The organism is Methylobacterium sp. Leaf93, from assembly GCF_001422345.1.
Lineage (GTDB): Bacteria > Pseudomonadota > Alphaproteobacteria > Rhizobiales > Beijerinckiaceae > Methylobacterium > Methylobacterium bullatum.
On record NZ_LMMS01000012.1, the window covers coordinates 368,080 to 392,570 of the forward strand.

Genomic DNA, 24,491 nt, shown 5'->3' on the forward strand with positions numbered 1-24,491 from the left:
CGAGAGATGAAGACGGCGGCATGAAGTCCTCGATCAAGATCATCGCTGGAAATTCCAGCCGTCCGCTGGCGGAGGCGATCTCCGCCTATCTCGAGCTTCCCCTGGCCAAGTGCATGGTCCGCCGCTTCGCGGACATGGAGATCTTCGTCGAACTCCAGGAGAACGTCCGCGGCGAGGACGTCTTCATCGTGCAATCGACCTCCTTTCCCGCCAACGATCACCTGATGGAACTGCTCATCATGATCGATGCGGCGCGGCGCTCCTCGGCGCGGCGCATCACGGCGGTGATCCCCTATTTCGGCTATGCCCGGCAGGACCGGCGCACTTCCGGCCGTACCCCGATCTCGGCCAAGCTCGTGGCCAACCTCATCACCGAGGCCGGCGCGGACCGGGTGATGACCCTCGATCTCCATGCGGGGCAGATCCAGGGCTTTTTCGACATCCCCACCGACAACCTCTTCGCCGCCCCGGTGATCGTGCGCGACATCAAGGAAAGACTAGACCCCAAGGAGTGGATGGTGGTCTCCCCCGATGTGGGCGGCGTGGTCCGCGCCCGCGCCATCGCCAAGCGCATCGACGCGACGTTGGCCATCGTCGACAAGCGCCGCGAGCGCCCGGGTGAATCGGAGGTCATGAACATCATCGGCGAGGTCGAGGGTCGGTCCTGCATCCTCGTCGACGACATCGTCGATTCCGGCGGCACCCTGGTGAACGCGGCCGAGGCCCTGCTCAACGCCGGCGCCAAGGACGTGTCGGCCTACATCACCCATGGCGTGCTCTCGGGCGGCGCGGTTTCCCGCATCGCCGCCTCGCGGATGAAGGAATTGGTGATCACCGATTCGATCCAGCCGACGCAGGCGGTCAAGCTCGCTCGCAACATCCGCGTGGCCACCATCGCTCCGCTCCTCGGCGAGGCCATCGGCCGGACCGCCACGGAATCGAGCGTCTCGAGCCTGTTCGTCTGACGGTCGACGCCGCACGGCTGCCAATCGACGGGGGAGAGCGGGCGTATCCGGCTGTCCATCGTCGATGACCGGACGTGAAGGCAATTGCGCGCCCTCCGGCAGCCGCCTATATACGCTGATCCCCTTTTGAGAGCGTGAGACGGGACTTCCGGATCGACTGATCCGGAGCCTGCGGACCGATGCCCGGCGCCGCCCGTTCCCCCGCTAACGTCGGAGCCACAGAGCATGTCCCAAGGTCCGTTGATGCCGAAGGCGACCGCCGTCTGGCTGGTCGAGAACACGTCCCTCGCCTTCGAGCAGATCGCCGATTTCTGCAAGCTGCACCCCCTCGAAGTAAAGGGCATCGCCGATGGCGAAGTCGCGGCCGGGATCAAGGGGCTCGACCCGATCACCACCGGGCAACTCACCCGCGACGAGATCGAGAAGGCGCAGAAGGCCCCCAACTACAAGCTCAAGGTGGCCGTTTCGAAGGTGAAGCTGCCCGAGGTCAAGCGCACCACCAAGGGTCCGCGCTACACCCCGCTGTCGCGCCGTCAGGATCGGCCGAACGCCATCCTCTGGCTGCTGCGCAACCATCCCGAACTCAAGGACGCGCAGGTCATCCGCCTCGTCGGCACCACCAAGTCGACGATCCAGCAGATCCGCGAGCGGACCCACTGGAATTCCAGCTCGCTGCAGCCGATGGATCCGGTGACCCTCGGCCTCTGCACGCAGATCGACCTCGATTTCGAAGTCCAGCGCGCCGCCAAGGACCGCCCGGCTGTCCTGCCGACCGACGCCGGCGCGACCCTGCTGCCCACCGAAGTCTCCACGGCCGGCAATTTCGAGGAAGCCGACGAGCATCACCGCAACGAGCGCGACGAGAAGCTCAACGCGGATTCGGTCTTCGCCAAGCTCAAGGGCATGCGCAGCACCGAGGACGAAGACGAGGAATAATCGTCCCGTCGGGCGTCCGCCAACCGACAGACTCCATACAGAAGGCGCCGCTGTTGCGGCGCCTTTGTCGTCTTGGTGCGCTGCATGATCGCCAAGCATAAGAAAATGCGCAATATTGATCGCCCTCGATTGCCGGGGACACTTTTACGGGGCGAATGATGGCCTCTCACGAGACGGCACACGACGTGGCGGACTACGAGCCGGGCGGCCACACGATCGGGTCCGACATCCTGGCCACGGGAACCGGCCTCGATACCGATACGGCGGCTCGCGACACCGATCCGCGACTGGTGGCATCGGAACCGGTGACACTGGCCGAATCACTGATGAGTGAGGAAGGCTGGAGCCCGCTCAACTTCAGCGAGGATGGGCCGAACCCGCCTTATCTGCGCATCGGAGGCAAGCTCCGGATGACGCTGACGGAATACGAGCCGTGTTTCTCGTCCCATATCCGCGACCGCATCCTGTTCCGGTCCAAGGTCTCGATGGTGGAGCACCTCCGGAAATACGATCAGATGATGATCGATCCCCTGGCTTTCGAGGAATGTTTCGGCCCCGGTCAGGGGACCGACGCGACATTCCCCTTCGGCGCGTGGCTGACGATCCGCAAGATCGGCTTTTCTGGAATCGAACTCTGGGACAAGGGCCGCGGCGACGTGGAGATGCCGCTCGAGGCGCTTTCGGTCGCCTCCGCGATCTGGCTGCGCCACGCCGATACGCCGCGCTGGATGCTTACGTGAACGCATCCTCCGACGCGGATCGCAAGCGTTCTGTTGCCGAAACGGACGCGATCGGTTATGGCAGCGCCGTCCTCCCTTCGGATTCGACTGTGCGCGGGCTTTTCGTCCCGCCATCGGACCGTTGGGGAATGGCCCTCGACCATTGTTCCAGATTGCGTCGGCCCTCCTGCGGGAGGTGAGCCTGCCGAGTCCTCCAGGGGGCGCGCGGGCGGCGATCGCCGAGGGTGTCCCGTCACACGAACCGCCGACGCCGGCCTCGACCATGAGGCCTGTCAGGAGACAGAATGACCGCTGGTAGCGCCCTGCAGCGTAACCCGAGCCGCGACGACTTCGCGGCTCTCCTCGAGGAGAGCTTCCTCGAGCACGAGATCACCGAAGGTTCCGTCGTCAAGGGTCGCGTCGTCGCGATCGAGAAGGACGTGGCCGTCATCGACATCGGCGCCAAGACGGAAGGCCGTGTCGCCCTCAAGGAATTCAACGGCCCCGGCCGCGAAGGCGAACTGGCCGTCGGCGACGAGGTCGAGGTCTATGTCGACCGCATCGAGAACGCGCTCGGCGAGGCCGTCATCTCGCGCGACAAGGCCCGCCGCGAGGAGAGCTGGGTCAAGCTCGAGAAGGCCTTCGAGGCCAACGAGCGCGTCACCGGCGCGATCTTCAACCAGGTCAAGGGCGGCTACACCGTCGATCTCGACGGTGCCGTGGCGTTCCTGCCGCGCTCGCAGGTGGACATCCGTCCCGTCCGCGACGTCACCCCGCTGCTGGGCACCCCGCAGCCGTTCCAGATCCTCAAGATGGATCGCCGCCGCGGCAACATCGTCGTGTCGCGCCGCACCGTCCTCGAAGAGAGCCGCGCCGAGCAGCGCTCCGAGCTCGTGGCCAACCTCGAAGAGGGTCAGGTCATCGACGGCGTCGTCAAGAACATCACCGAGTACGGCGCCTTCGTCGATCTCGGCGGCATCGACGGCCTGCTCCACGTCACCGACATGGCGTGGCGCCGCGTGAACCATCCGTCCGAGGTCGTGACCATCGGCCAGACGGTCAAGGTCAAGATCATCAAGATCAACCACGAGACCCACCGCATCTCGCTCGGCATCAAGCAGCTGCTCGCCGATCCGTGGGAGGGCATCGCCCAGCGCTACCCGGTCGACGCCAAGCTCAAGGGCCGTGTCACCAACATCACCGATTACGGCGCCTTCGTGGAGCTGGAGCCGGGCATCGAAGGCCTGATCCACGTCTCCGAGATGTCCTGGACGAAGAAGAACGTTCACCCGGGCAAGATCGTCTCCACCTCGCAGGAAGTGGAAGTGCAGATCCTCGAAGTCGATCCCGTCAAGCGCCGCATCTCGCTCGGCCTCAAGCAGACCCTCCAGAACCCCTGGGAGGCCTTCGCCGAGCAGCATCCGGTCGGCTCCGAGGTCGAGGGTGAGGTCAAGAACAAGACCGAGTTCGGTCTGTTCATCGGTCTCGACGGCGACGTCGACGGCATGGTCCACCTGTCGGATCTCGACTGGAACCGTCCCGGCGAGCAGGTCATCGAGGAGTTCAAGAAGGGCGACATGCTGCGCGCCCAGGTTCTCGACGTCGACGTCGAGAAGGAGCGCATCTCGCTCGGCGTGAAGCAGCTCGGCGGTGACCCCTTCACGGAGGCCGGCGAGTTCAAGAAGGGTCAGATCGTGACCTGCGAAGTGCTGGAAGTGAAGGATTCGGGCGTCGAGGTGAAGATCGTCGACACCGACCTCACCACCTTCATCCGCCGGGCCGAGCTGGCTCGTGACCGTGGCGATCAGCGCCCCGAGCGCTTCGCCGCCGGCGAGAAGTTCGATGCCCGCGTGATCCAGTTCGATCGCAAGGCGCGTCGCGTCCAGCTCTCGATCAAGGCCCTGGAAATGGCCGAGGAGAAGGAGGCGATGGCTCAGTTCGGATCCGCCGATTCCGGCGCCTCCCTCGGTGAGATCCTCGGTGCCGCCTTCAAGAAGGCCCGCACCAGCGACGACAAGGACGACGCGCAGGACTAAATCCGGCGCGGAAACCAACGGTCGCCGGCTCATCCGAGCCGGTGACCGCACACTGGACGCCCGCGCGGGATCGCCTCCCGCGCGGGCGTTTCTCTGTCTCGACACGGTCTCTTTCGAGCGGGCTCGCTCTCACGTGGCGGTTTCAAAACCCGGCATTTGAACGGATTGCGGCGACCCGCCGATTGTTGCCCTCCGGGCCATCGTCTAGGAGGCGGGCACCGAGGGATCGGCTCGAACTGCAAACGCCACTGTTCGAGACATCGCCGGTACCGGACGGGACTCCGGAGCGGCAGCCCGGATGGGACATTCGGGCCGCAGGTCGATCAGCTGAAACAGCCCTGGCGCTTCGCGGATGGTCGCCGAAGATGCCCTTCGCGCCGGCTCGCCGTCCTCCACGGCTGGGCTGCCCGTGCGGAATCCTTTCGGACATGGAAACATACCCGAAGTCACGAGGCGTCGTATTGACCTCTCGTCTGTAAATATTCCAGAGAGAAAGCCAGAGCGTCCAATCGTACCATCGGACTGACAAATAATAGCTGGAAGACTACTGCCGACCCCTTTACCGACCGGGATCGGCGGGGCATCGATCCGGCAGACTGGTCAAACCAGCACACCGGGCAAGAATGCCCTCTGGGAAGAAGCGCTCCTCCGATCCTCTCGATCCGATGCCCTGGACGGACAGACGTCCGATGAGGGTCCTTCGGACGTGTTCCGCAGAACGAGGTATGGCGATGAGCGCCGATGACAACGATATGTGCCCGCCCAAGGGCGTTTCCTCCACGGCGCCTGCCCTGAACCGCAGGCAGATCCTCGGCACGGCCTTGACCGGGATGGCGGCCGTGGCCGTGCCCGGCTCCCTGGTTCTCGCGGCCCCTCCGGCGAAGAAGGTCGATGTCCTTCTGATCGGCGGCGGCATCATGAGCGCCACGCTCGGTGTATGGCTGCGCGAACTCGAACCCAACTGGTCGATCCAGATGATCGAGCGGCTCGACGGCGTGGCGAAGGAGAGTTCCAACGGCTGGAACAATGCCGGCACGGGCCATTCCGCCCTCGCGGAGCTCAACTACACGCCAGAGAAGAAGGACGGCCATATCGAGATCGCCAAGGCCGTCGAGATCAACGAGGCCTTTCAGGTCACGCGCCAGTTCCTGGCGTGGCAGGTTCGCAACGGCGTCCTGAAGAACCCCCGCTCGTTCATCAACTACACCCCACATATGAGCTTCGTGTGGGGCGACGAGAACATCGCCTTTCTCAAGAAGCGCCATGCCGCGCTCAAGGCGAGCCCGCTCTTCGCGGGCATGGACTATTCGACCGATCCCGAGCAGATCCGGAAATGGGTTCCCCTCATGATGGAGGGCCGCGATCCCAAGCAGAAGATCGCAGCCACCTGGACCTCTTTGGGCACCGACGTGGAGTTCGGCGAGATCACCCGTCAGTTCGTCGCGCATCTGCAGAGCCAGCCGAACTTCGACCTGAAGGCCTCGTCCGAGGTCCGGACCATCGACAAGAACCCCGACGGATCCTGGCGCGTGGTTTCGCGGAACCTCAAGGACGGGTCCGAGCAGAGTTTCGACGCCAAGTTCGTGTTCATCGGCGCGGGCGGCGGATCGCTGCATCTCCTGCAGAAATCCGGCATCCCCGAAGGCGAGGACTACGCCGGCTTTCCCGTCGGCGGCTCGTTCCTCGTCAATGAGAATCCCGATGTGACCACGCAGCATCTGGCGAAGGCCTACGGCAAGGCCTCGGTCGGCTCGCCGCCGATGTCCGTTCCGCATCTGGACACGCGCGTCCTCGACGGCAAGCGCGTCCTGCTGTTCGGTCCCTTCGCGACCTTCTCCACAAAGTTCCTGAAGGAGGGCTCCTATTTCGACCTCCTGTCCTCGACGACCACCAGCAACGTCTGGCCGATGGTTCGCGTGGGCGTGGATGAATATCCCCTGGTGGAGTATCTGGCCGGCCAGCTGATGCTCTCGGACGATGACCGCATCGCCGCCCTGCGTGAGTATTTCCCCAAGGCCAAGAAGGAAGAATGGCGCCTGTGGCAGGCGGGCCAGCGCGTGCAGATCATCAAGCGCGACAAGGACAAGGGCGGCGTTCTGAAGCTCGGTACGGAAATCGTCAGCGCGAAGGACGGCAGCATCGCGGCGCTGCTCGGCGCCTCCCCGGGCGCGTCCACCGCGGCCCCGATCATGCTGAAGGTGCTGGAAAAGGTGTTCGCCTCCAAGGTCTCGTCGCCGGAATGGCAGGCGAAGCTCCGGCAGATCGTCCCGAGCTACGGATTGAAGCTCAACGACGATCCGGAGCGGGTCGCGCAGGCCTGGGCCTATACGAGCGAGCAGTTGCAGCTCCCGGCTCCCCCGCAGATCGACGTCGAGGCGCTCAAGCAGACACCGGTCAGCAACACCGTTCTCAACAGCAACCGCACCACCACGACGAAGCCGGTCCACGACCTCGCTCCCTGAGCGAGTGAAGGAGAACGCAGGAATCCTCCGATGTCGCCAGTTCGACAGCGGAGGATTCTGTCTCGGCCGAGCGATCGAACCACCCGTCGAGCCACCATCCCCAACGGCTTTGTGCCGAAGCCTCGCTTCCCGTCGACGAGTCCTCTTGCCGGTCTACCGGAGGGGGCGCTAGAACACGGCCCTGCTTTCGCGTACCCCAGACTCCATCGGTCTTCCGGCGGAAGGATGCGAGAGCTGCCAACGGCTTGGTGCAATCCGGCGGCGGGTGTGGAACAGATCTCTGGGGGACGATGGAGGCACTGACCGGTGCATCCTGACGTCCCGTGAGCGAACAGCCGCCCGCAGCGGGCGGACGAGTCAAGGGAGCGGGACGATCGCATGGCCGCAGACGCCGAACTTCTGATCGATCGCCGGCGCCTGCGCCGCAAGCTCTCCCTGTGGCGCGTCGTCGGGATCGGCGGGCTGATCGTCGCCGTCGGGACATTGGGCTACCGGGTCCGGGGCAGTGACGGCTTCGGTTTCCCGGCCGTGAAACCGCAGATCGCCCGCATCTCTATCGGCGGCTTCATCGCCGGCAGCGAATCGACGACGAAACTCATCGAGCGGGTCCGCGATGCCGGCACGGTGCAGGGCGTGATCGTCTCGATCTCGTCGCCTGGCGGCACCACCACCGGCTCAGAGGAACTCTACCGCAACCTGCGCGCGCTGGCCGAGAAGAAGCCCATGGTGGCCTTCGTCGACGGCACGGCGGCGTCGGGCGCCTATATCGCCGCCATCGCGGCCGATCATATCGTCGCGCGGGAAACCGCCCTCGTCGGGTCCATCGGCGTGCTGTTCCAGTATCCCGACCTGTCCGGCCTCCTCGACAAGGTCGGGGTCAAGGTCGAGTCGGTGAAGTCGTCGCCGCTGAAGGCAGAGCCGTCGGGCTTCACCCCGACCTCGCCCGAGGCCCGCGCCGCCCTGGCCTCCGTCGTCGGCGATACCTACGCTTGGTTCAAGGGCCTCGTCTCCGAGCGGCGCAAGCTCTCCGAGAAAGAACTCGCGACCGTGTCCGACGGGCGCGTGTTCAGCGGCCGCCAGAGCGTTCCGCTGAAGCTGGTGGACGGTGTCGGCGGGGAGCGTCAGGCGATCGCCTGGCTCGAGACCGAGCGCAACGTCGCCAAGGGTCTGCCCGTGCGCGACTGGAAGCCGAAATCCGAGAGCGATTTCAAGCTCTGGTCGGCTCTCGGCATGGGGGCCGACTTGATGGGGCTGGGCGGCCTCGCCACGCGCCTGCGTCAGGCCGGCGACGAGACGGCAGGTCTCGCGCAAGGGGGCATGCTCGCCCTCTGGCGTCCGGGTTCCGCCGATGCGCCTTGAGGGCGACGCCGAATCACGCCTGCCCGGATCACGTCCGCAGGGGTGCCGGAACCGCATGAAGTCAGGGAAGACCGCCGCATGATCAAGTCGGAGCTCGTGCTCAGGATCGCAGAGCAGAACCCGCATCTCTACCAGCGCGACGTGGAAACCCTGGTGAAGGCGATCCTCGACACGATCGCCGAGGCGTTGGCGCGCGGCGACCGTGTCGAACTGCGCGGCTTCGGCGCCTTCTCGGTCAAGCGCCGCGATGCGCGACGGGGGCGCAACCCGCGCACCGGTGAGCCCGTTGCCGTCTCCGAGAAGGCCATCCCCGTGTTCAAGACGGGCAAGGAGATGCGCCAGCGACTCAATGAGGCCGGGATCGGCGCCGAGGAGCCCTCCGAAAACGAGGAATCCTGAACGCCATGCACAGCCTCGTCCCATCGACCGGAGTGTCTCGATGATCCGCTTCTTCAAGGGTTTGATCCTGCTTCCCGTGGCGATCGTGGTCGTCGCCCTGGCCGTCGCCAACCGGGAGGTCGTCCGCCTGTCCTTCGATCCGTTCACGACCGACACGCCGGCCTTCAGCCTGCCGCTGCCGCTCTACGTCCTCATCTTCGCCTCCGTCGCCATCGGCATCCTCTGCGGCGGCATCGGCACGTGGCTGGGCCAATCGAGCACGCGACGGACGAGCGCGGCCCGCCGCCGCGAGATCCGGCGCCTGGAGGGCGAGACCGAGCGTCTGAAGTCGCGTGTCGCGGCGAGCGAGCCCGCTCCGGCCGAGCGTTATCCCGGTCTCGACAGCCGCGTCGCGCTCCCCGCGCCGCGTTAGTGCCGTCAATGCCGTCAATCCGCGTCAAGATTTGCGGGCTGAGCGCGCCCGACACTCTCGACGCGGCGCTCTCGGCCGGGGCCGACCTCGTCGGCTTCGTGCATTTCCCCAAGAGCCCGCGCCATGTCCCGCTGGAGACTGCGCGCTTGCTGTCGGACCGGGCGAAGGGCAGGGCGGAGCGGGTCGTCCTCCTCGTGGACCCCGACGATACCCTGATCGATGCGGCCGTTGGCACCGTCGATCCGGACTGGATCCAGCTCCACGGACACGAGACGCCCGAGCGGGTCGCGGCGATTCGCGACCGCAGCGGTCGCCCAGTCATGAAGGCGCTCGGCGTCTCGACGCCCTCGGACCTCGCCGCCATCGCCGCGTACGAGGCAGCAGACCGCATCCTCCTCGACGCCAAGCCGCCGCCGGACGCGGCACTTCCCGGCGGCAACGGCCTCGCCTTCGATTGGGATCTTCTCGCAGGGATAACCTTGCCGGCGGGGACGATGCTCTCGGGCGGTCTCACCCCCGAGAACCTCGCCGAAGCCCTCGCCCGCACGGGCCTGCGCGCCGTCGATGTCTCCTCGGGCGTCGAGACCCGGCCGGGAGACAAGAGCCCGGAACGCATCGCCGCCTTCATCGCGGCGGTTCGGGCCTACGAATAGGGTCCGATTTCACAAATCGACGCGTTCGCCGCATTGTAGACGCCCCCCACGCGGGTCTAGGCATTGGCGCAACCCAATACCGAACGCACAGGCCCGGCGGAGACTCGCCGGCCGAAGACGCGAAGGACGACAACCGTGACCATCGCCCCCTCTCCGAACTCGTTCCGCAACGGACCGGACGAGCGCGGCCGCTTCGGCATTTTCGGCGGTCGCTTCGTCGCCGAGACGCTGATGCCGCTCATCCTCGATCTCGAGAAGGCCTATACGGAGGCCAAGGCCGATCCATCCTATCAGGAGGAGATGAACGGCCACCTGACCCATTACGTCGGCCGCCCGAGCCCGCTCTACTACGCCGAGCGGATCACCGAGCACTTACGGACGAAGTCGGCTCCGGGCCATGGCGCCAAGGTCTTCTTCAAGCGTGAGGAACTGAATCACACCGGCTCGCACAAGGTGAACAACGTGCTGGGCCAGATCATGCTGGCCCGCCGCATGGGCAAGCCGCGGATCATCGCCGAGACCGGCGCCGGTCAGCACGGGGTCGCGACCGCCACCCTCTGCGCCCGGTTCGGCCTGAAATGCGTCGTCTACATGGGCGCCGTCGACGTGGCGCGCCAGGCGCCCAACGTCTTCCGCATGAAGATGCTCGGCGCCGAGGTGATCCCGGTGGAATCCGGCACCAAGACTCTCAAGGACGCCATGAACGAGGCGCTGCGCGACTGGGTCACCAACGTCGCCGACACGTTCTACTGCATCGGCACCGTGGCCGGACCTCACCCCTATCCGGCGATGGTGCGCGATTTCCAGTCGATCATCGGTCGCGAGACCAGGGAGCAGATGCTGGAGATGGAAGGGCGCCTGCCCGACTCGCTCATCGCCTGCATCGGCGGCGGCTCCAACGCCATGGGCCTGTTCCACCCGTTCCTCGACGACCGCGAGGTGGAAATCTACGGGGTCGAGGCCGCCGGCCATGGCATTGCCTCGGGCCTGCACGCTGCCTCCCTGTCCGGCGGAAAGCCGGGCGTGCTCCACGGCAACCGGACCTACCTGCTGCAGAACGAAGACGGTCAGATCGCCGACGCCCACTCGATCTCGGCCGGCCTCGACTATCCCGGTATCGGCCCCGAACACGCCTGGCTGCACGAGGCCAAGCGCGTCACCTACCTCTCGGCGACGGATTCCGAGACGCTGGAGGCGTTCAAGCTGTGCTCGATGCTGGAGGGGATCATCCCGGCCCTTGAGCCGGCCCACGCCCTCGCCAAGGTGTTCGAGATCGCGCCGACGAAGCCCGCCGAGCATCTGATGGTGCTCAATCTCTCGGGCCGTGGCGACAAGGACATCCCGCAGGTGGCCGAGATCCTGGGCACCCGCCTCTGACAAAACCGCGCCTGGGAGTGGCCAAGTCGCAAACTCCCCGTTGACACCCGAAGGCGGATTTCTTTATACCGCCGATCTCTTCAGGGGCGCCCGCACCGCGCGGGTTCCTTTGTTATGGCGGGGTAGCTCAGTTGGTTAGAGCAGAGGAATCATAATCCTTGTGTCGGGAGTTCAAATCTCTCCCTCGCTACCAAGAATTCGACCCGCTAAGTCCATGACTTGGCGGGTTTTTCTTTGCGCGCTCTCGATCCCTCGAAACATCCCGGCGACACTTAGCCAATAGCGAGATTGAGCGTGCGATCCGCCGGCGAGAGCATGACCTGGCGGCCCCATTCGAAGGCCAGGAAATCCTGCTCGATGCCGTCGGCGAAGACGACGCCGCCGTCGTTCATCCGTGAGGTGACGACGAGCCCGGTATCGGTCAGCTTCCCCGCGCGCAGCCGCGTGCCGCTGGCGACGCTCGGGAATGGCTCGCGCACCCAGTAGCCCACCGCCGCCTCCTCCGTGCCGAGGGGGACGGCGAGATGCGTCGCCTCGGCGATGGACCGCGCCCAGCCGGTCACCCCCGTACCGGACGCGACGATGAGCCCGCTGGAGGATTGATCCTCCGCCTCGCCCGCCGCCTCGACCCGGTAGCGCGCGGATTGGTGGCTGCGGTGCCCGACGAAGATCTCGTTCAACGCGAACAGCGTCTCGCCATGGTCGAGCACGGCCTGGACCATGGTGCGCCGCTCCACCTGCGCCGCGCCGTTGACGCTCGCGATGAGCACCTGCCCGAGCCGCTCGACGGCCACCCGAACGAGGATCCCGTCATAGAGGTCGGGCGCCGGGTTGACGCCGATCACCGGCTGCGCGTCGAGATACTTGGCGACGTTGGCCACCAGCCCGTCCTGGCCCACGGCGACGACGACGTCGTCCGCGGCGAACAAGAAGCGGTCGAGGTCCGCACGCCGCACCAGGGCCTGGCGCCACTCGCCCGGGACCGAGGCCCGTGCCTGGCTAAGCACGGCGTGGAACCGCTCGTGCCGCTCGACCACATCCTCGAGTTTCTGCCCGCGGCTCTCCAGGAAGAAGCGCGCCTGCCCGTTCGTGGCGTGCCGGGCGATCAGAGCCTCGTAATCGGTCTCGCGGATGACGAAGACCGCGCGGTGGGTGAGGGCGGCCATCCTCAACGCGCTCCCACCAGGGGACGGGCCTTGTGGAACTCGCCCATCACGGCGGCGAGGAGATCGGGCGTCACGCTGACATGCTCGATCGTATCGAGCTTGCCCGCCAGTTCCTGCGCGGCGAGGCCGAGCAGGATCGCGGGCGGCAGGTCGCGGTAGATCGCGACGCGCTGCGCCTCGGCCTGGACCTTGGCTCCCTCGACGAGGCGGATGCGCTCGGCTTCCGCCGTCGCCTCGACGCCCTGTGCCTCGGCGAGGCCGGCCGCCCGGTTTCGCGCGTTCTCCGCCTCCTCGGAGATGAGGAGCTTTTCCCGGCGCGCCAGTTCCGTGCGCGTGGCGAGCTCGTTCTCGGCGATGGCACGCTCCTTCTCCACGGCGAGGGCGCGGCGGGAGAAGGTGGCCTCGTCGGCCTTCTGCTGCAGCGCCTCGAAGGTCGGGGTCTGCAAGGCGCGTTCGAGTTCGCTCGTGGGTGCGAGGTTGGTGAGCCGCACCGACACGGCGGCGACACCGATCTCGGCCAGGGACTGGTCCGCCGCCAAGACGGCCTCCAGCCCCCCGCGCAGGGGTTCGGGGCCGGCATCGAGGATGGTGCGCACCGGCTTGCCGCCGAGATATTGCAGCACCGCCTGACTGGCGATACCGGCCATGCGCGCCTCGATCTTCTCGATCGGCTCGCCCTGGAGCTTACCGGTGCGAAGGTCGATGGAGAAATCGATGCGGCTGGCCAGACGTTCCGGATCGATCACGTGCCAGCCGATCGTCCCCTGCACGGCGACGGCCTGAAAATCCTGGCTGCGGCCACGCACGAACAGCGTCATCTCGCGGTCGTCCATGGGCATCTCGGCGATGCTCGATGTCTCCGGGCGGAACCAGAAGACGAGGCCCCGGCCGCTCTGGCGGATGCGGCCCCGGCGATAGCGGATGACGTGGCTGCTCGCCTCGCTCCGCAATTGCGCGACCAGACCGATGTTGCGGATCGATGCCATGGAAACCTCCTGTCGGGTCAGCGGGACGGTTGAAATCGGTAGAGTTCGGCGGGGCGGAACGACGTTCCGGCCTCGCGCGATCCGGTCGGCGCCAGCCAGCCCCGGTCGAGCATCCGGCGTCGGAAGGCCGGCTTGTTGAGCGTGGTGCCGAGAACCGCCTCGTGCACGTCCTGCAGCTGTCGAAGGGTGAAATGCTCGGGCAGGAGGGCAAAGCCCACATCCGAATAATCGAGCTTTCCGCGCAGGCGCAGCATGGCCATCGCCAGGATGTCGGCATGGTCGAAGGCGAGGGGCAGAACCTCACCCTTGGGCGACAGTGCCACCACGTCTCCGCCCGCCTCGCCCGACCAGGGCACCTCGATCCCGGCCGCCACGAGGGAGGGTGCGCGCTCCAAAGCCTCGGCGAGGGCCGCCTCCGGCAGGAGGGCGAGATAGGCCACGCTGACGATCCGCATGCGCGGATCGCGGGCGAGCGCGCCGAACGTATAGAGCTGCTCCAGATGCACCCCGGTTATCCCCGCCTTCTCATGCAGGACATGGAGAGCGGCCGCATCCAGGGTCTGGTCGATCCCCACGAAACCGCCGGGCAGCGCCCAGCGACCCGCATGCGGATGCTGTTCGCGTTTCAGCAGCAGCGCCGCCGGGCGGCCCGCGCGCAGGCCCAGCAGGACGAGATCGACTGTGAGGGCAGGGCGCTCGTAGGCGGCGGGATCGTACTCGGCCAGGAATTCGGTTTCGGTCACGGGGCGAGCCTTATATGCGTTCTACATCTTAGTTAGATGCGCTTTGCATATAAGGCAAGGGCAGAGTTCGACGTCATCCGGAACGATGGTGAGGATCGGATGCCGTCGGGTCCGACTGACCCGTTTCGCCCGCTCTCACGATCTCAGGACGGCGGATGGGGAAAGACGCTCAACCTCCTAAAGACTGCCATGACGCACAGGGTGCTTCCGTGAGATCGTCACATAGTCCGGCCCGACCCTTGCTCCCCGGGATGCGACGGTTCCGCCGGATCGGGGTTTGAGGAGGAAGCCATGGCCGAGATGCCGAAGACCGAGCTCGCATCGGGTGGGCTCGATGCCTATATCGACGCCGCGTCGGCGCTTCTGGGCATTCCCCTCGATCCCGCCTGGGTCGCGGCGGTGGGGGCGAACCTCACCGTACTCCACGGCGCCGCCGGCCTCGTCGCGGGATTTCCCCTGCCCGACGAGGCGGAGCCGGCTCCGGTCTTCGCGGCGTGAGCGGCGACATGACTGATCCGAGCACGATGCACGCGGCCGACATCGCCGGGTCCGTCAGGGATGGGGCGATCAGCACCCGCCTGGTGGTCGAGGCCGTGCTGGCGCGCATCGCGCGGGTGGACACGGCGGTCAATGCCTTCACCGACGTGCTGCCCGAACGCGCTCTGACGAGAGCCGATGCCGTCGATGCGGCGCGAGCCCGTGGGGAGGCGTTGGGGCCGCTGGCGGGCGTGCCCTTCGCGGTGAAGAACCTCATCGACATCGCGGGCCTGCCGACGCGGGCGGGCTCGAAGATCAACCGCGATCTCGCACCCGCCGAACGGGACGGCGCCCTGGTGCGACGGCTCGAAGCCGCCGGGGCCATCCTCGTGGGCGGCCTCAACATGGGCGAGTATGCCTATGATTTCACCGGGGAGAACGTCCATGACGGGGCAACCCGCAACCCGCACGATCTCGGGCACATGTCCGGCGGCTCGTCCGGGGGTTCGGGCGGCGCCATCGGCGCGGGCCTCGTCCCCCTGGCCCTCGGCTCGGACACCAACGGTTCGATCCGTGTGCCGTCCGCCTTCTGCGGCTGCTTCGGGCTTAAGCCCACCTATGGCCGGCTGACACGGGCGGGCAGCTTCCCCTTCGTCGGCAGCCTCGACCATCTCGGGCCCATGGCGCGCAGCGTCACCGACCTCGCCTTGTCCTACGATGCCATGCAGGGCCCCGATCCGGACGACCCGGTGGCGACCACCCGCGCCCCCGATCCCGCCATGCCGAGCCTCGACGACGGTATCGGCGACCTGCGGATCGCCGTGGCGGGCGGATACTTCGCGCGTGGCGGTGATAGCGAGGCCTTCGTAGCGGTGGAGACCCTCGCCGCATCCCTGGGCGCCAAGCGCCGGGTGGAGATTCCGCAAGCCGCGCGGGCGCGGGCCGCCGCCTACCTCATCACCGCCGCCGAGGGCGCCGCCCTCCATCTCGACCGGCTGCGGACCCGCGCCGCCGATTTCGACCCCGCCGTGCGCGACCGGCTGATCGCGGGGGCGATGATTCCCGCCCCCTTCGTGGAGCGCGCGCAGCGCTTCCGCCGCTGGTACCGGGCGGCGATGCTCGACCTCTTCCGCGAGGTCGACATCATCCTGGCCCCCTCGACCCCCTGCCGGGCTCCGAGATCGGGCCAGGTCACCTTCGAGCTCGACGGGGTGACGCTGCCGGTGCGGGCGAATATCGGCGTCTTCACCCAGCCGATCTCGTTCATCGGCCTGCCCGTGGTGGCGGTGCCCGTGCGGATCGATGACGGCCTGCCCCTCGGTGTCCAGGTCATCGCCGCCCCGTGGCGCGAGGATCTGGCGCTGCGGGTCGCGCGGCATCTCGAACGAAACGGCGTAGTCTCCGCGCCGCATGCGATCCTGTGAGCGAGCCGATGGAGATCGATGGGCCAGACGTGATCGCCGAGGTCGAGGCCGCCTTCGCGGCCTACGAGGCGGCGCTCACCGGCAACGACGTGGCGGTGCTGGAAGCCCTGTTCCACGATGATCCCCGCACCATCCGCTATGGCGGGGGTGAGAACCTCTACGGCATGGATGCGATCCGTGCCTTCCGCCGCGCCCGCTCACCGGCCGGGCTGGAGCGGACCCTGTCCGATACGGTGATCACGGCCTATGGGCGGGATACGGCCGTGGCGATGACCCTGTTCCGCCGCGACGGATCACCCGGCAAGGTCGGCCGGCAGAGCCAGACCTGGATCCGCTTCCCCGACGGCTGGAAAGTCGTCGCTGCTCATGTGAGCGTCATCGACGGTTGAGGCACGCCATTCCCCCGCCCCCGCGCGGGAGACGTGCACCTTCAGGGCGCGGGAGATCCGTGGCGTCCGCTCACGTCTCCTGAGGCGTCGTTTCGGTGACGACGCGGCGCAGGCGTCCCTTACGCTTCTCGTACTGGAACATCGAGGTCAGGGTCGGATCGTTCGGATTCGGTGTCGAGACGATCGGCTCCGGTGCCGGTGCCGGTTGGACCGCCGGGGCCGGGGCCACCCGCTCGAGCGCGAGGCGGACCACCTCGCGGTCGCGCCGGATCAGAGCCGCCACGGCGCCGTCGGCGGCCATCGTCGCGCTGGCGCCGTCGCTGAACGTGATCGGCAGGGTCGCGGCGGTATTGGCCGAGGATTCGAGCACGTCGAGCCCGAGGCCCACGAAGGACGCAGCAAAGCCGAAGGGCGACGGTAAGGCCTTGGTCGAAGTGGCCAGCGCACCCTGGAGACCGCGCACGATGTCACCGCTCCAATGGGCCTCCGGCGTCGACTCGGGCGCGAGCCCGAGATCGGTGAGATCCTCCACGCCGCGGGCCTCGCCGTTGGGAAAACGGAACACGCCGTTCTCGTAGGTGGCCACGCCCTCGCCGAAGGTGCCTGCCGTGATCCGAATGTCCGTCATCGTGCCGTCCAGGCGGACGTCGCCCGCCGCCGTCCCCCAGAACAACGCAGCCTTGTGTCCGAAACAGGGCGCCGTCTCAGTCGATAACTGATGGCGCCGTGCCGTAGGCCTCTGCCATCTGGGCGATCGCATCGAGCTTGGCATGGAGGGCCGACCAATCGTCCCGCTCGGCAATCGGATCCCACAGGGCCTCGACCTCTTCGATCAGCATCGTGCAGGGCTCGCGCCGCGCAAAATACGGGTGATCGAGCCGAATTCCCTCCACCGGGGACAGGGAAGCGAGGCTGGTCCTGACGGCGGCGAAATCCTCGCGCTCGTAGAAGGCGGCAGAGGGGCTCGCCGCCGCACGGTCGGCGCTGAGGAGACCGCCGTACCAGTCGAAGAAGGTCTGCTCGAACGGCGCCCGACTCTTTGACAGGAAGCCCCAGAACGCGGCGACGAAGCGGTGCAGGTCTCCCTCGTCGGCGGGCTTGACGAGGCCGAGCCGGGCTAAAAGCGCATCGGCGAAGGCGTCCTGCAGGCTCGACCCGAAGACTTTGAGGGCGCCTTCGAGGGCGTCGCGGTCGGCGAGCGGCATCAGGCATTCCGCGAGCCGGCTGAGATTCCAGAACAGGGCCTCGGGCTGGCGGCCGAAACTGTAGAGGCCATGGACGTCGAAATAGGCGGCGGTGAAGCCCGGGTCGCTGGTCGGCGCGAAGCGCCACGGACCGTAATCGAAGCTCTCGCCCGTGATGTTGATGTTGTCGGTGTTCAGCACCCCGTGGACGAAGCCCGCCGCCATCCACTGGGCGCCCGTGCGGGCGACCCGCCGGCAGACCTGCTCCAGGAAGGCGACGGCACGGGGCGCGGTCTCCTCGCGCCAAGCCTCCGGCAGGTAGGTGCGCACCGCGTAATCGAGGAGCTTCTCGATGTTGTGCGGCTCGTCCAGAGCCAGCAGGCGCTGGAAGCTGCCGATGCGGATATGGGAATGGCTGAGGCGCACCAGAACGCTGGACCGGGTGGGGGAGGGCTCGTCGCCCCGCTCCAGTTCCTCGCCGGTCTCGATGAGGCTGAAGGTCTTCGAGGTGTCGACGCCCAGGGCCTCGAGCATGGAGGTGGCGAGGATCTCGCGCATGCCCCCCTTCAGGGTGAGGCGGCCATCGGCCGTGCGCGACCACGGCGTGGTGCCGCTGCCCTTGGTGGCGAGATCGAGAAGGCGGCCGTCAGCGAGGTCGTGGAGCTGGGCGAACAGGAAGCCGCGCCCATCGCCGAGATCGGGGTTGTAAGAGCGGAACTGGTGGCCGTGATAGCGTAGCGCGAGAGGCTGGGGCAGGCTGCCGGCGAGGGGCTGGAACCGGCCGAAATGCGCGACCCACGATTCGTCGGAAAGGTCGTCGAGCCCCACCCGCGCCGACCAGGGCCGGTTCCGGTAGCGCAGGATCGTCTTCGGGAAGTCGGCGGCGGCGACGACGTCGTAGAAATCGGGGCCGAGTTCGGCGTGCTTCGCGGCAGTGCGTGGTGATGGCATGGGCGGGCGCGGGTTCCTGCGAGGGCGGCCTGGACTCTAGCGAGGGCAGGCCGGCGATGACAGCCGCCCCCCCCACCGACGCGAGCGCCTATCGGAGAAGGGTCACGCACCTCCGAACAGCCGCTGCTCCCCCCGGCTCGCCAGGATGACGACCTTGCCGGGAAACCTCTCGATCAGGGCGAGGTTCCGGGCTCGCCTCTTGCGGTTCCAGGTCCAGACGTAGCGCAGGAACTCGGCGTCGAGCCGTTCCGGGCATCCGCGCGCCGCATCCGGCCGGACCCGGCCATAGCTCGCCGCCAAGCGCCGGATCACGCGCGCCATCGTCAGCCAGCCCGGGAGATCGAGATAGACCAGGGTATCCGCCGCCGCGAAGCGCGGCCCGATCACGTCCGTGTAGTTCCCATCGATGATCCAGCGGGGGAGGGCCGCGAGGCGCTCGACTTCGGCACGGAACTCGGTGGCCGGCACGGGCTCCCAACCAGGACGAAAATAAGCCTGATCGAGATGAAAGACGGGCAGGTCATGCGCAGCGCCGAGACGCCGCGCCAGTGTCGATTTTCCGCTTCCGGGCGGCCCCATGACGATGACGCGCTGCATCCGAGAGGCATACCGCGCCGGGGGCGGATTTCGCCAGTCGGCAGAGGCGCATCCGCCGGATCGTCGCCCTCCGAGTCGGAATGGTCGCCCCGGAGGGCAATCGCCACGTGCCGCTCGTGGCGAACCCATGAAGCGAGCAGACCTGTCGCCGAGGGAGACGGCGCTCGTCCGCGCAGAAGCCCGACTCTGGTCAGGCCGCGCGGATCGTGGCGAGGAAGCGGCCCAGTTCGGCATTGAGATGTTCGGACTGGCGCGACAGCTCCGATGCCGCACCGAGCACCTGGCTGGCGGCAGCACCGGTCTCCTCGGCGGCGCCGGCCACGCCCGCGATGTTCACCGTGACCTCGCCCGTGCCGGTGGCGGCCTGGGACACGTTGCGGACGATCTCCTGCGTGGCGGCACCCTGCTCCTCCACCGCGGCCGCGATCGTGGTGGCGACGGCGCTGATCTCCTGGATGCGGGTGGTGATGCCGCCGATCGCCGAGACCGCCTGATCGGTGGAGCCTTGGATCGAGGCGATATGGCCGCCGATCTCCTCGGTCGCCCTGGCGGTCTGATTGGCGAGTTCCTTCACCTCGGCGGCGACGACGGCAAAGCCCCGTCCCGACTCGCCGGCACGGGCCGCCTCGATGGTCGCGTTCAGGGCCAGGAGGTTGGTCTGGCCCGCGATGTCGCTGATCATCGTCACCACGTCGCCGATCTTCGCCACGGCGCTGTTCAGCTCCTTCACGAGCAGCGCCGTCCGCGCGGTTTCCTCGACGGCGACATGGGCCAGGCTGGCCGAGGCGCTGACCTGACGGCCGATTTCCTGCACCGACGAGCCGAGTTCCTCGGCCGCCGCCGCCACGGTGGTGACGTTCGAGGCGGCCTGTTCCGCGGCGGCGGCGACGCTGGTGGATTGCGCGGCGGTCTGCGTCGCGGTGCCGGCCATGCCCTGCGCGGTGGCCTGCAACTCCGTCGCCGAACTGGACACGGTCTGGATGATCCCGCCCACGGCGGACTCGAAGCCGTCGGCCATGGACCGCATGGCAGCCTTGCGCTGCGCTTCCGCGCCGGCACGGGCCAGCACGGTCTCGTCTTCCAGAGCCTTCATCCTGTGCAATCCGTCCTTGAACACCTGCACGGCATCGGCGATGCGCCCGATCTCGGTCCTGGCGTTCTGGTGCGGAATGGTCACCGACAGGTCGCCGGCGGCGAGGGCCTGCATCGGCTGCACCACGGAATCGATGCCCCGGCTCACGCCGCGGATGATCAGGAAGGCGGACAGGACGGAGAGGAGGACCGCGACGACGATGGCGGCGATGCCCAGGGTCCGGGCCTCTTCGAAGACCGTCTTGCTGCGTGCCTGCGCCTGATCCGCCCCGACATTGTTCAGGCTCACCAGCTTTTCGAGGGCGTCCGACATGCCCCGGCGGATGGTGATCCCCTTGTTCTCGTAGAGGGAGAACGCCTGTGCCTTCTCCCCATTGCGGGACATGTCCAGGATGGTCTGCCGGATCGCGGCGAATTTGGCGGCCTCGCGCGTGAACGTCTCGTAGAGTTCGCGCTCTTCGGGCGAGGCGATCATCCGCTCGTAAGCGGTTTTCTTATCGTCGATCCTCTTCCCGAACCGCACGAGGTCGCCCTCAATGGTCGCCAGTCTCTGGGGGTCGGTCTCCTGCGTGTGACGCAGCATGACGCCGTTGTTGCGGGCCGTCAGAGTATCGATCTCGCCGAGGACACGAACGCTCGGAAGCCAATTGTTTTCGATATCGAGAGCTTGCTCGCGCATGCGCTGCGTACTGACGATCCCAAGCACCCCCAGGCCAATGACAAACAAAGTAAGCAGGGAAAATGCTGTGATGAGCTTGGCACGAATCGAGCGAGTCTGGATCGACATGAAAACCTCTTCCTGACCGCGGTTCGCGACGATCAGCCTTTACTTGGGATTTGACATTCCAGCCGAAGGGTTAACGATCACTTGTTGCGATCGGAAATTTTTCAGCATCGGCGTAGTATAGTTCCGTCCACCGGGCGGCCTGGGATTCCTGCCGCCCACCCCCAATACCCTGGTCTCCGCCACGCCGCCGCCGATACCGGTGCGCCGCGTCCCACGCGCCCAAGCCCCCATCCGACCACATTCGCCTTGCATAGGCGGCACGTCATGGCGCCGCGCGCGCCGGCGAAGACGGGGATTGTGATGGGCGGTGCTGCAGCGGAGAAGCGGATGTCGCCCCCCGATGCCGGCCATGCGCCCGCCATCGCCTCGGCCCTGCGCACCATCGAAACCGAGTGCGAGGGCCTGCACTGCCTGATGGAGGCCATCGGCAACGGGCTCGGCACGGCCTTCTCGGACGCCGTCGCCCGCATCTCCGCCGCCAAGGGCCGCGCCATCCTCACCGGCATGGGCAAATCGGGCCATGTCGGCCGCAAGATCGCCGCGACCATGGCCTCCACCGGCACACCGGCGCTTTATGTCCATCCGGCCGAGGCAAGCCATGGCGATCTCGGCATGATCCAGCCGGAGGACGTCGTCGTCGCCCTGTCCTGGTCGGGCGAGACCACGGAACTCGCCAACATCATCGGCTATGCGCGGCGCTATCGGGTCGGCCTCATCGCCATCACGGCGAATGCCGGCTCGACCCTGGGGCGTGAGGCCGATATCTGCCTCACCCTGCCCAAGGCCCGCGAGGCCTGCCCAAACGGGCTCGCGCCGACGACTTCGACGGCGATGCAGCTCGCTTTGGGCGACGCCCTCGCCATCGCTTTACTCGAGGCCCGCGGCTTCTCAGCCCGCGAATTCGGCATCTACCATCCCGGCGGACGCCTGGGGGCCTCGCTCCGGCAGGTCCGCGAGGTGATGCATGCGGGCGACCAGCTGCCGGTGGTCCGGCGCGGCACGGGTATGCGGGCCGCCATCGCCGAGATCGACGCCAAGGGCTTCGGATCGGTGGTGGTGGTGGAAGAAGACGGCCGCCTCGCCGGTATCCTCACCGACGGCGACCTGCGCCGCAACGTGTTCAGGGCCGATCTCGACAGCCTCGTGGTCGAGGCGCTGATGAGCGTCCGGCCGCGCACCGTGAGCCCGGAGACCCTTCTCGCCAAGGCCCTGGAAATCCAGGAATCGATGAAGATCACCTCACTCATCGTCGTCGAGAACGAGCGCCCCGTGGGCCTCGTCCATTATCACGACCTGCTGCGGGCCGGGGTCGCCTGACGACGGGCCCTAACCCGGCAAGATCCGGAGCGTATCCGCTCCCGGCCTCGCGATGAGAGCAGGCGTTGGGCCGGCTCGTCCCGGCGTCACACCGTCAGGCAGTCGAGGACAGGCTCCAGCATCGCATCGACGGCGCCGCGTGCGGCCTCGGCCGGCCCCAGCGCTCCGTCGAGAGCAAGCCGGGCGAGACCATGGACCAGGGACCAGCAGGCGACGGCCCTCGGGTCCGGAGCGGCGGGATTGGACGCCGCCGGAAGCCCGTCATCCTCGAAAGGGGTTCCGGCCACCGCCGCTTTCAGGAGCCCGAAGGCGCGACCGGCCGCAGCACGATAGGCCGTGTCGCCCGTATCGATCCGCGCGCAACGCCACATCGTGTCGAACTCGGCCGGATAAGCCAGGGCGAAGCCGATATAGGCCCGGCCCTGGCCGCGGATGCGCCCGTCTCGGTCGGTCGCGGCGGAATCGGCGGCGGCCAGCGCGTCGCCCAGCATCCGGAACCCCTCCGTCGCCACGGCGGTGAGAAGTCCGCGCGCGTCGCCGAAATGATGCTGCGGGGCCGCCGGCGAAACGCCCGCCCGCCGCGCCGCCTCCCTCAGGGAGAACCCGTCGATCCCGCGCTCCCGCAGGATGGCCGTCGTCGCCCGGATCAGGGCGGACCGCAGATCGCCGTGATGGTAGGGCGAGGCCTCTGCGGCTCCGACGTCCTTCGATGACTTGACAGTGTCAAGATGCGCGCTCATGCTCGATATATACGATGTCAAGATAAGGATGGGCAAGACGTGATCCTGGCAGCCAGCCTGTTCTCCCTCTGCAGCACGATCGCCCTGCTGGGCTGGATCGCCCTCGCCATCGCGCTGTTCGCTCCCCGTCTCCGAAGAGCTACTTGGATCGGCACCGGCCTCGTCCTGCCGGCGCTCCTTGCGGTGGCCTATCTCGGTGCCCTGGCGGCAGGATTGGCAGGCGGAGCGAAGGGCGGCTTCGACTCCATCGAGGCGGTGCGTTCCCTATTCGCCGACGACCATGCGCTCACCGCCGGCTGGATCCATTATCTGGCCTTCGACCTCTTCGTCGGGACCTGGATCGCTCGCGCCGGGATCGGGGCGGGGATCTCGCCTCTGTTGCTCCTGCCCTGTCTCGTCCTCACCTTCCTGGTCGGCCCGGCCGGTCTCCTCCTCGCCCTCGTCATCGGATTGAGCACCGGCAGGCTCGGCCTGGAGACCCGGCCATGATCGCGCCCGCCCTCGTCGGAGACGCTCCCCGCCCCACGGCACTCGCCCGGCTCCGCGCGGACGATCCCGTCCTCACCGCCTTCGGCCTCGCCTGCCTGCTGACCGGCGCCGTCACCCTGGCACTCCCCCTCGTCGATGGACGGCTCATCGATGGCGCCTTCGTCTGGGCGAAGCCCGCGAAGTTCTTCGTCTCGGTCGGCCTGTACGCCCTGACCTTCGCTTGGTTGACCGGCTACGTCCGGCCGGATCGGCGTCGTTCCCGCTCGCTGCGGATCGGCCGGCTCCTGCTCGTCGTCGCCGGCGGGTTCGAGCTCGGCTACATCACCGTGCAGGCGGCACGGGCCGAGGCCTCGCATTTCAACGACGGCGATCCGCTTCACGCCGCCCTTTACGCCCTAATGGGGATCATGGCGCTGACCCTGCTCGCGGCCAAGATTCCCCTGGCCATCGCGGTGGCGGCCCGGCCGCGCCTCGGCCTCGAACCGAGCCTGCGCCTGGCCGTGATTCTCGGCCTCGCGACCACGGTGATCCTCGGGGCCGCCACCGGCATCGCCCTCAGCGTCAACCACGGCCATGCGGTCGGCCCGACCGGTGCGAGCCTGCCCCTGCTCGGCTGGAACCGGGCGGGCGGCGATCTGAGGATCGCGCATTTCCTCGGCATGCATGGGGAACAGATCCTGCCGCTCGCAGCCGCCGGCTTCATCGCCTTTGGCCTACCTCGGCGACAGCTGCTCGTGACGCTGGCGGCCTGCCTCCTCTGCATTGTCATCGCGACCGCCTGGGTCCAGGCCGGACGGGGCCTCGCCTTTCCCTTCTTTTGACCGCGCCCTG

Annotated in this window: 24 protein-coding genes and 1 tRNA gene; 17 read left to right on the forward strand and 8 right to left on the reverse strand. The window is 67.4% G+C overall.

Going from position 1 to position 24,491, the window contains the following annotated elements; genetic code table 11:
- Positions 1–20 precede the first annotated feature (20 nt).
- From ASF26_RS10290 to ASF26_RS10340, 11 genes are all read left to right on the forward strand, one after another.
- Positions 21–965, forward strand: a complete 945-nt coding sequence (locus ASF26_RS10290) for a ribose-phosphate pyrophosphokinase (protein WP_018043155.1) — start codon at positions 21–23, stop codon at positions 963–965.
- A 225-nt stretch (positions 966–1,190) separates the two neighbouring features.
- Positions 1,191–1,901, forward strand: coding sequence for a DUF1013 domain-containing protein (locus tag ASF26_RS10295; protein WP_056252967.1), 711 nt, complete (start codon positions 1,191–1,193; stop codon positions 1,899–1,901).
- A 155-nt stretch (positions 1,902–2,056) separates the two neighbouring features.
- Positions 2,057–2,641, forward strand: a complete 585-nt coding sequence (locus ASF26_RS10300; RefSeq protein WP_056252971.1) for a hypothetical protein — start codon at positions 2,057–2,059, stop codon at positions 2,639–2,641.
- Positions 2,642–2,925: 284 nt separating this feature from the next.
- On the forward strand, positions 2,926–4,656 hold the full coding sequence (gene rpsA / locus ASF26_RS10305; RefSeq protein ID WP_056252974.1) for a 30S ribosomal protein S1: 1,731 nt from the start codon (positions 2,926–2,928) through the stop codon (positions 4,654–4,656).
- 731 nt (positions 4,657–5,387) lie between these two features.
- Complete coding sequence (gene mqo, locus ASF26_RS10310) at positions 5,388–7,118, forward strand: malate dehydrogenase (quinone) (protein WP_244475891.1); 1,731 nt, start codon at positions 5,388–5,390, stop codon at positions 7,116–7,118.
- 378 nt (positions 7,119–7,496) lie between these two features.
- Positions 7,497–8,477: a signal peptide peptidase SppA gene (sppA, locus tag ASF26_RS10315; RefSeq protein ID WP_056252982.1), complete on the forward strand. Its 981-nt coding sequence runs from the start codon at positions 7,497–7,499 to the stop codon at positions 8,475–8,477.
- A 78-nt stretch (positions 8,478–8,555) separates the two neighbouring features.
- On the forward strand, positions 8,556–8,876 hold the full coding sequence (gene ihfB / locus ASF26_RS10320) for an integration host factor subunit beta (RefSeq protein ID WP_027173940.1): 321 nt from the start codon (positions 8,556–8,558) through the stop codon (positions 8,874–8,876).
- A gap of 40 nt (positions 8,877–8,916) precedes the next feature.
- Positions 8,917–9,288, forward strand: coding sequence for a lipopolysaccharide assembly protein LapA domain-containing protein (locus ASF26_RS10325; protein ID WP_056252984.1), 372 nt, complete (start codon positions 8,917–8,919; stop codon positions 9,286–9,288).
- Positions 9,289–9,296: 8 nt separating this feature from the next.
- On the forward strand, positions 9,297–9,941 hold the full coding sequence (locus ASF26_RS10330) for a phosphoribosylanthranilate isomerase (protein WP_056253418.1): 645 nt from the start codon (positions 9,297–9,299) through the stop codon (positions 9,939–9,941).
- 135 nt (positions 9,942–10,076) lie between these two features.
- Positions 10,077–11,318 carry a tryptophan synthase subunit beta gene (gene trpB / locus ASF26_RS10335; RefSeq protein WP_056252988.1) on the forward strand — a complete coding sequence of 414 codons (1,242 nt, stop codon included), beginning with the start codon at positions 10,077–10,079 and terminating at the stop codon, positions 11,316–11,318.
- 116 nt (positions 11,319–11,434) lie between these two features.
- Positions 11,435–11,511, forward strand: a tRNA-Met gene (locus ASF26_RS10340).
- 79 nt (positions 11,512–11,590) lie between these two features.
- On the opposite strand, the gene ASF26_RS10345 is transcribed toward ASF26_RS10340, so the two are convergent.
- The 3 genes from ASF26_RS10345 to ASF26_RS10355 are packed head-to-tail and all read right to left on the reverse strand — an operon-like array spanning position 11,591 to position 14,213.
- Positions 11,591–12,484 carry an NAD(+)/NADH kinase gene (locus tag ASF26_RS10345; RefSeq protein ID WP_056252992.1) on the reverse strand — a complete coding sequence of 298 codons (894 nt, stop codon included), beginning with the start codon at positions 12,482–12,484 and terminating at the stop codon, positions 11,591–11,593.
- A gap of 2 nt (positions 12,485–12,486) precedes the next feature.
- Positions 12,487–13,470, reverse strand: a complete 984-nt coding sequence (locus ASF26_RS10350) for an SPFH domain-containing protein (RefSeq protein WP_056252995.1) — start codon at positions 13,468–13,470, stop codon at positions 12,487–12,489.
- 17 nt (positions 13,471–13,487) lie between these two features.
- Positions 13,488–14,213 (reverse strand): NUDIX domain-containing protein, encoded by a 726-nt coding sequence (locus ASF26_RS10355; protein WP_056252999.1) that lies wholly within the window; start codon positions 14,211–14,213, stop codon positions 13,488–13,490.
- Between the two features lie 291 nt (positions 14,214–14,504).
- On the opposite strand from ASF26_RS10355, the gene ASF26_RS10360 reads away from it, so the two are divergent.
- The 3 genes from ASF26_RS10360 to hpxZ are packed head-to-tail and all read left to right on the forward strand — an operon-like array spanning position 14,505 to position 16,503.
- A complete protein-coding gene (locus ASF26_RS10360; protein WP_156462941.1) occupies positions 14,505–14,711 on the forward strand; it encodes a DUF4089 domain-containing protein in 207 nt (68 codons plus the stop codon).
- An 8-nt stretch (positions 14,712–14,719) separates the two neighbouring features.
- Positions 14,720–16,114, forward strand: coding sequence for an AtzE family amidohydrolase (locus tag ASF26_RS10365; RefSeq protein ID WP_056253424.1), 1,395 nt, complete (start codon positions 14,720–14,722; stop codon positions 16,112–16,114).
- An 8-nt stretch (positions 16,115–16,122) separates the two neighbouring features.
- Positions 16,123–16,503, forward strand: a complete 381-nt coding sequence (gene hpxZ, locus ASF26_RS10370; protein WP_056253426.1) for an oxalurate catabolism protein HpxZ — start codon at positions 16,123–16,125, stop codon at positions 16,501–16,503.
- Between the two features lie 70 nt (positions 16,504–16,573).
- Here hpxZ and ASF26_RS10375 read toward each other — a convergent pair whose 3' ends face one another.
- The 4 genes from ASF26_RS10375 to ASF26_RS10390 form a co-directional block, all read right to left on the reverse strand.
- Positions 16,574–17,131 carry a hypothetical protein gene (locus ASF26_RS10375; protein ID WP_056253429.1) on the reverse strand — a complete coding sequence of 186 codons (558 nt, stop codon included), beginning with the start codon at positions 17,129–17,131 and terminating at the stop codon, positions 16,574–16,576.
- 76 nt (positions 17,132–17,207) lie between these two features.
- Positions 17,208–18,638, reverse strand: coding sequence for a protein adenylyltransferase SelO (locus tag ASF26_RS10380; protein ID WP_056253003.1), 1,431 nt, complete (start codon positions 18,636–18,638; stop codon positions 17,208–17,210).
- Between the two features lie 102 nt (positions 18,639–18,740).
- On the reverse strand, positions 18,741–19,235 hold the full coding sequence (locus ASF26_RS10385) for a hypothetical protein (RefSeq protein WP_056253006.1): 495 nt from the start codon (positions 19,233–19,235) through the stop codon (positions 18,741–18,743).
- 190 nt (positions 19,236–19,425) lie between these two features.
- Positions 19,426–21,114 (reverse strand): methyl-accepting chemotaxis protein, encoded by a 1,689-nt coding sequence (locus ASF26_RS10390; protein ID WP_056253009.1) that lies wholly within the window; start codon positions 21,112–21,114, stop codon positions 19,426–19,428.
- A 327-nt stretch (positions 21,115–21,441) separates the two neighbouring features.
- Here ASF26_RS10390 and ASF26_RS10395 point away from each other — a divergent pair, with 327 nt between their 5' ends.
- On the forward strand, positions 21,442–22,431 hold the full coding sequence (locus ASF26_RS10395; protein WP_200925906.1) for a KpsF/GutQ family sugar-phosphate isomerase: 990 nt from the start codon (positions 21,442–21,444) through the stop codon (positions 22,429–22,431).
- Between the two features lie 86 nt (positions 22,432–22,517).
- Here the strand turns inward: ASF26_RS10395 and ASF26_RS10400 are convergent, their stop codons facing one another.
- Complete coding sequence (locus tag ASF26_RS10400) at positions 22,518–23,171, reverse strand: TetR/AcrR family transcriptional regulator (protein ID WP_056253014.1); 654 nt, start codon at positions 23,169–23,171, stop codon at positions 22,518–22,520.
- Positions 23,172–23,210: 39 nt separating this feature from the next.
- Between ASF26_RS10400 and ASF26_RS10405 the strand changes: the two genes are divergently transcribed.
- Positions 23,211–23,660 carry an abscisic acid-deficient protein Aba4 family protein gene (locus tag ASF26_RS10405; protein WP_056253017.1) on the forward strand — a complete coding sequence of 150 codons (450 nt, stop codon included), beginning with the start codon at positions 23,211–23,213 and terminating at the stop codon, positions 23,658–23,660.
- Positions 23,657–24,481, forward strand: coding sequence for a hypothetical protein (locus ASF26_RS10410; RefSeq protein ID WP_056253020.1), 825 nt, complete (start codon positions 23,657–23,659; stop codon positions 24,479–24,481). The genes ASF26_RS10405 and ASF26_RS10410 overlap by 4 nt, the downstream gene beginning before the upstream one ends.
- The last annotated feature ends 10 nt before the right edge of the window (positions 24,482–24,491 follow it).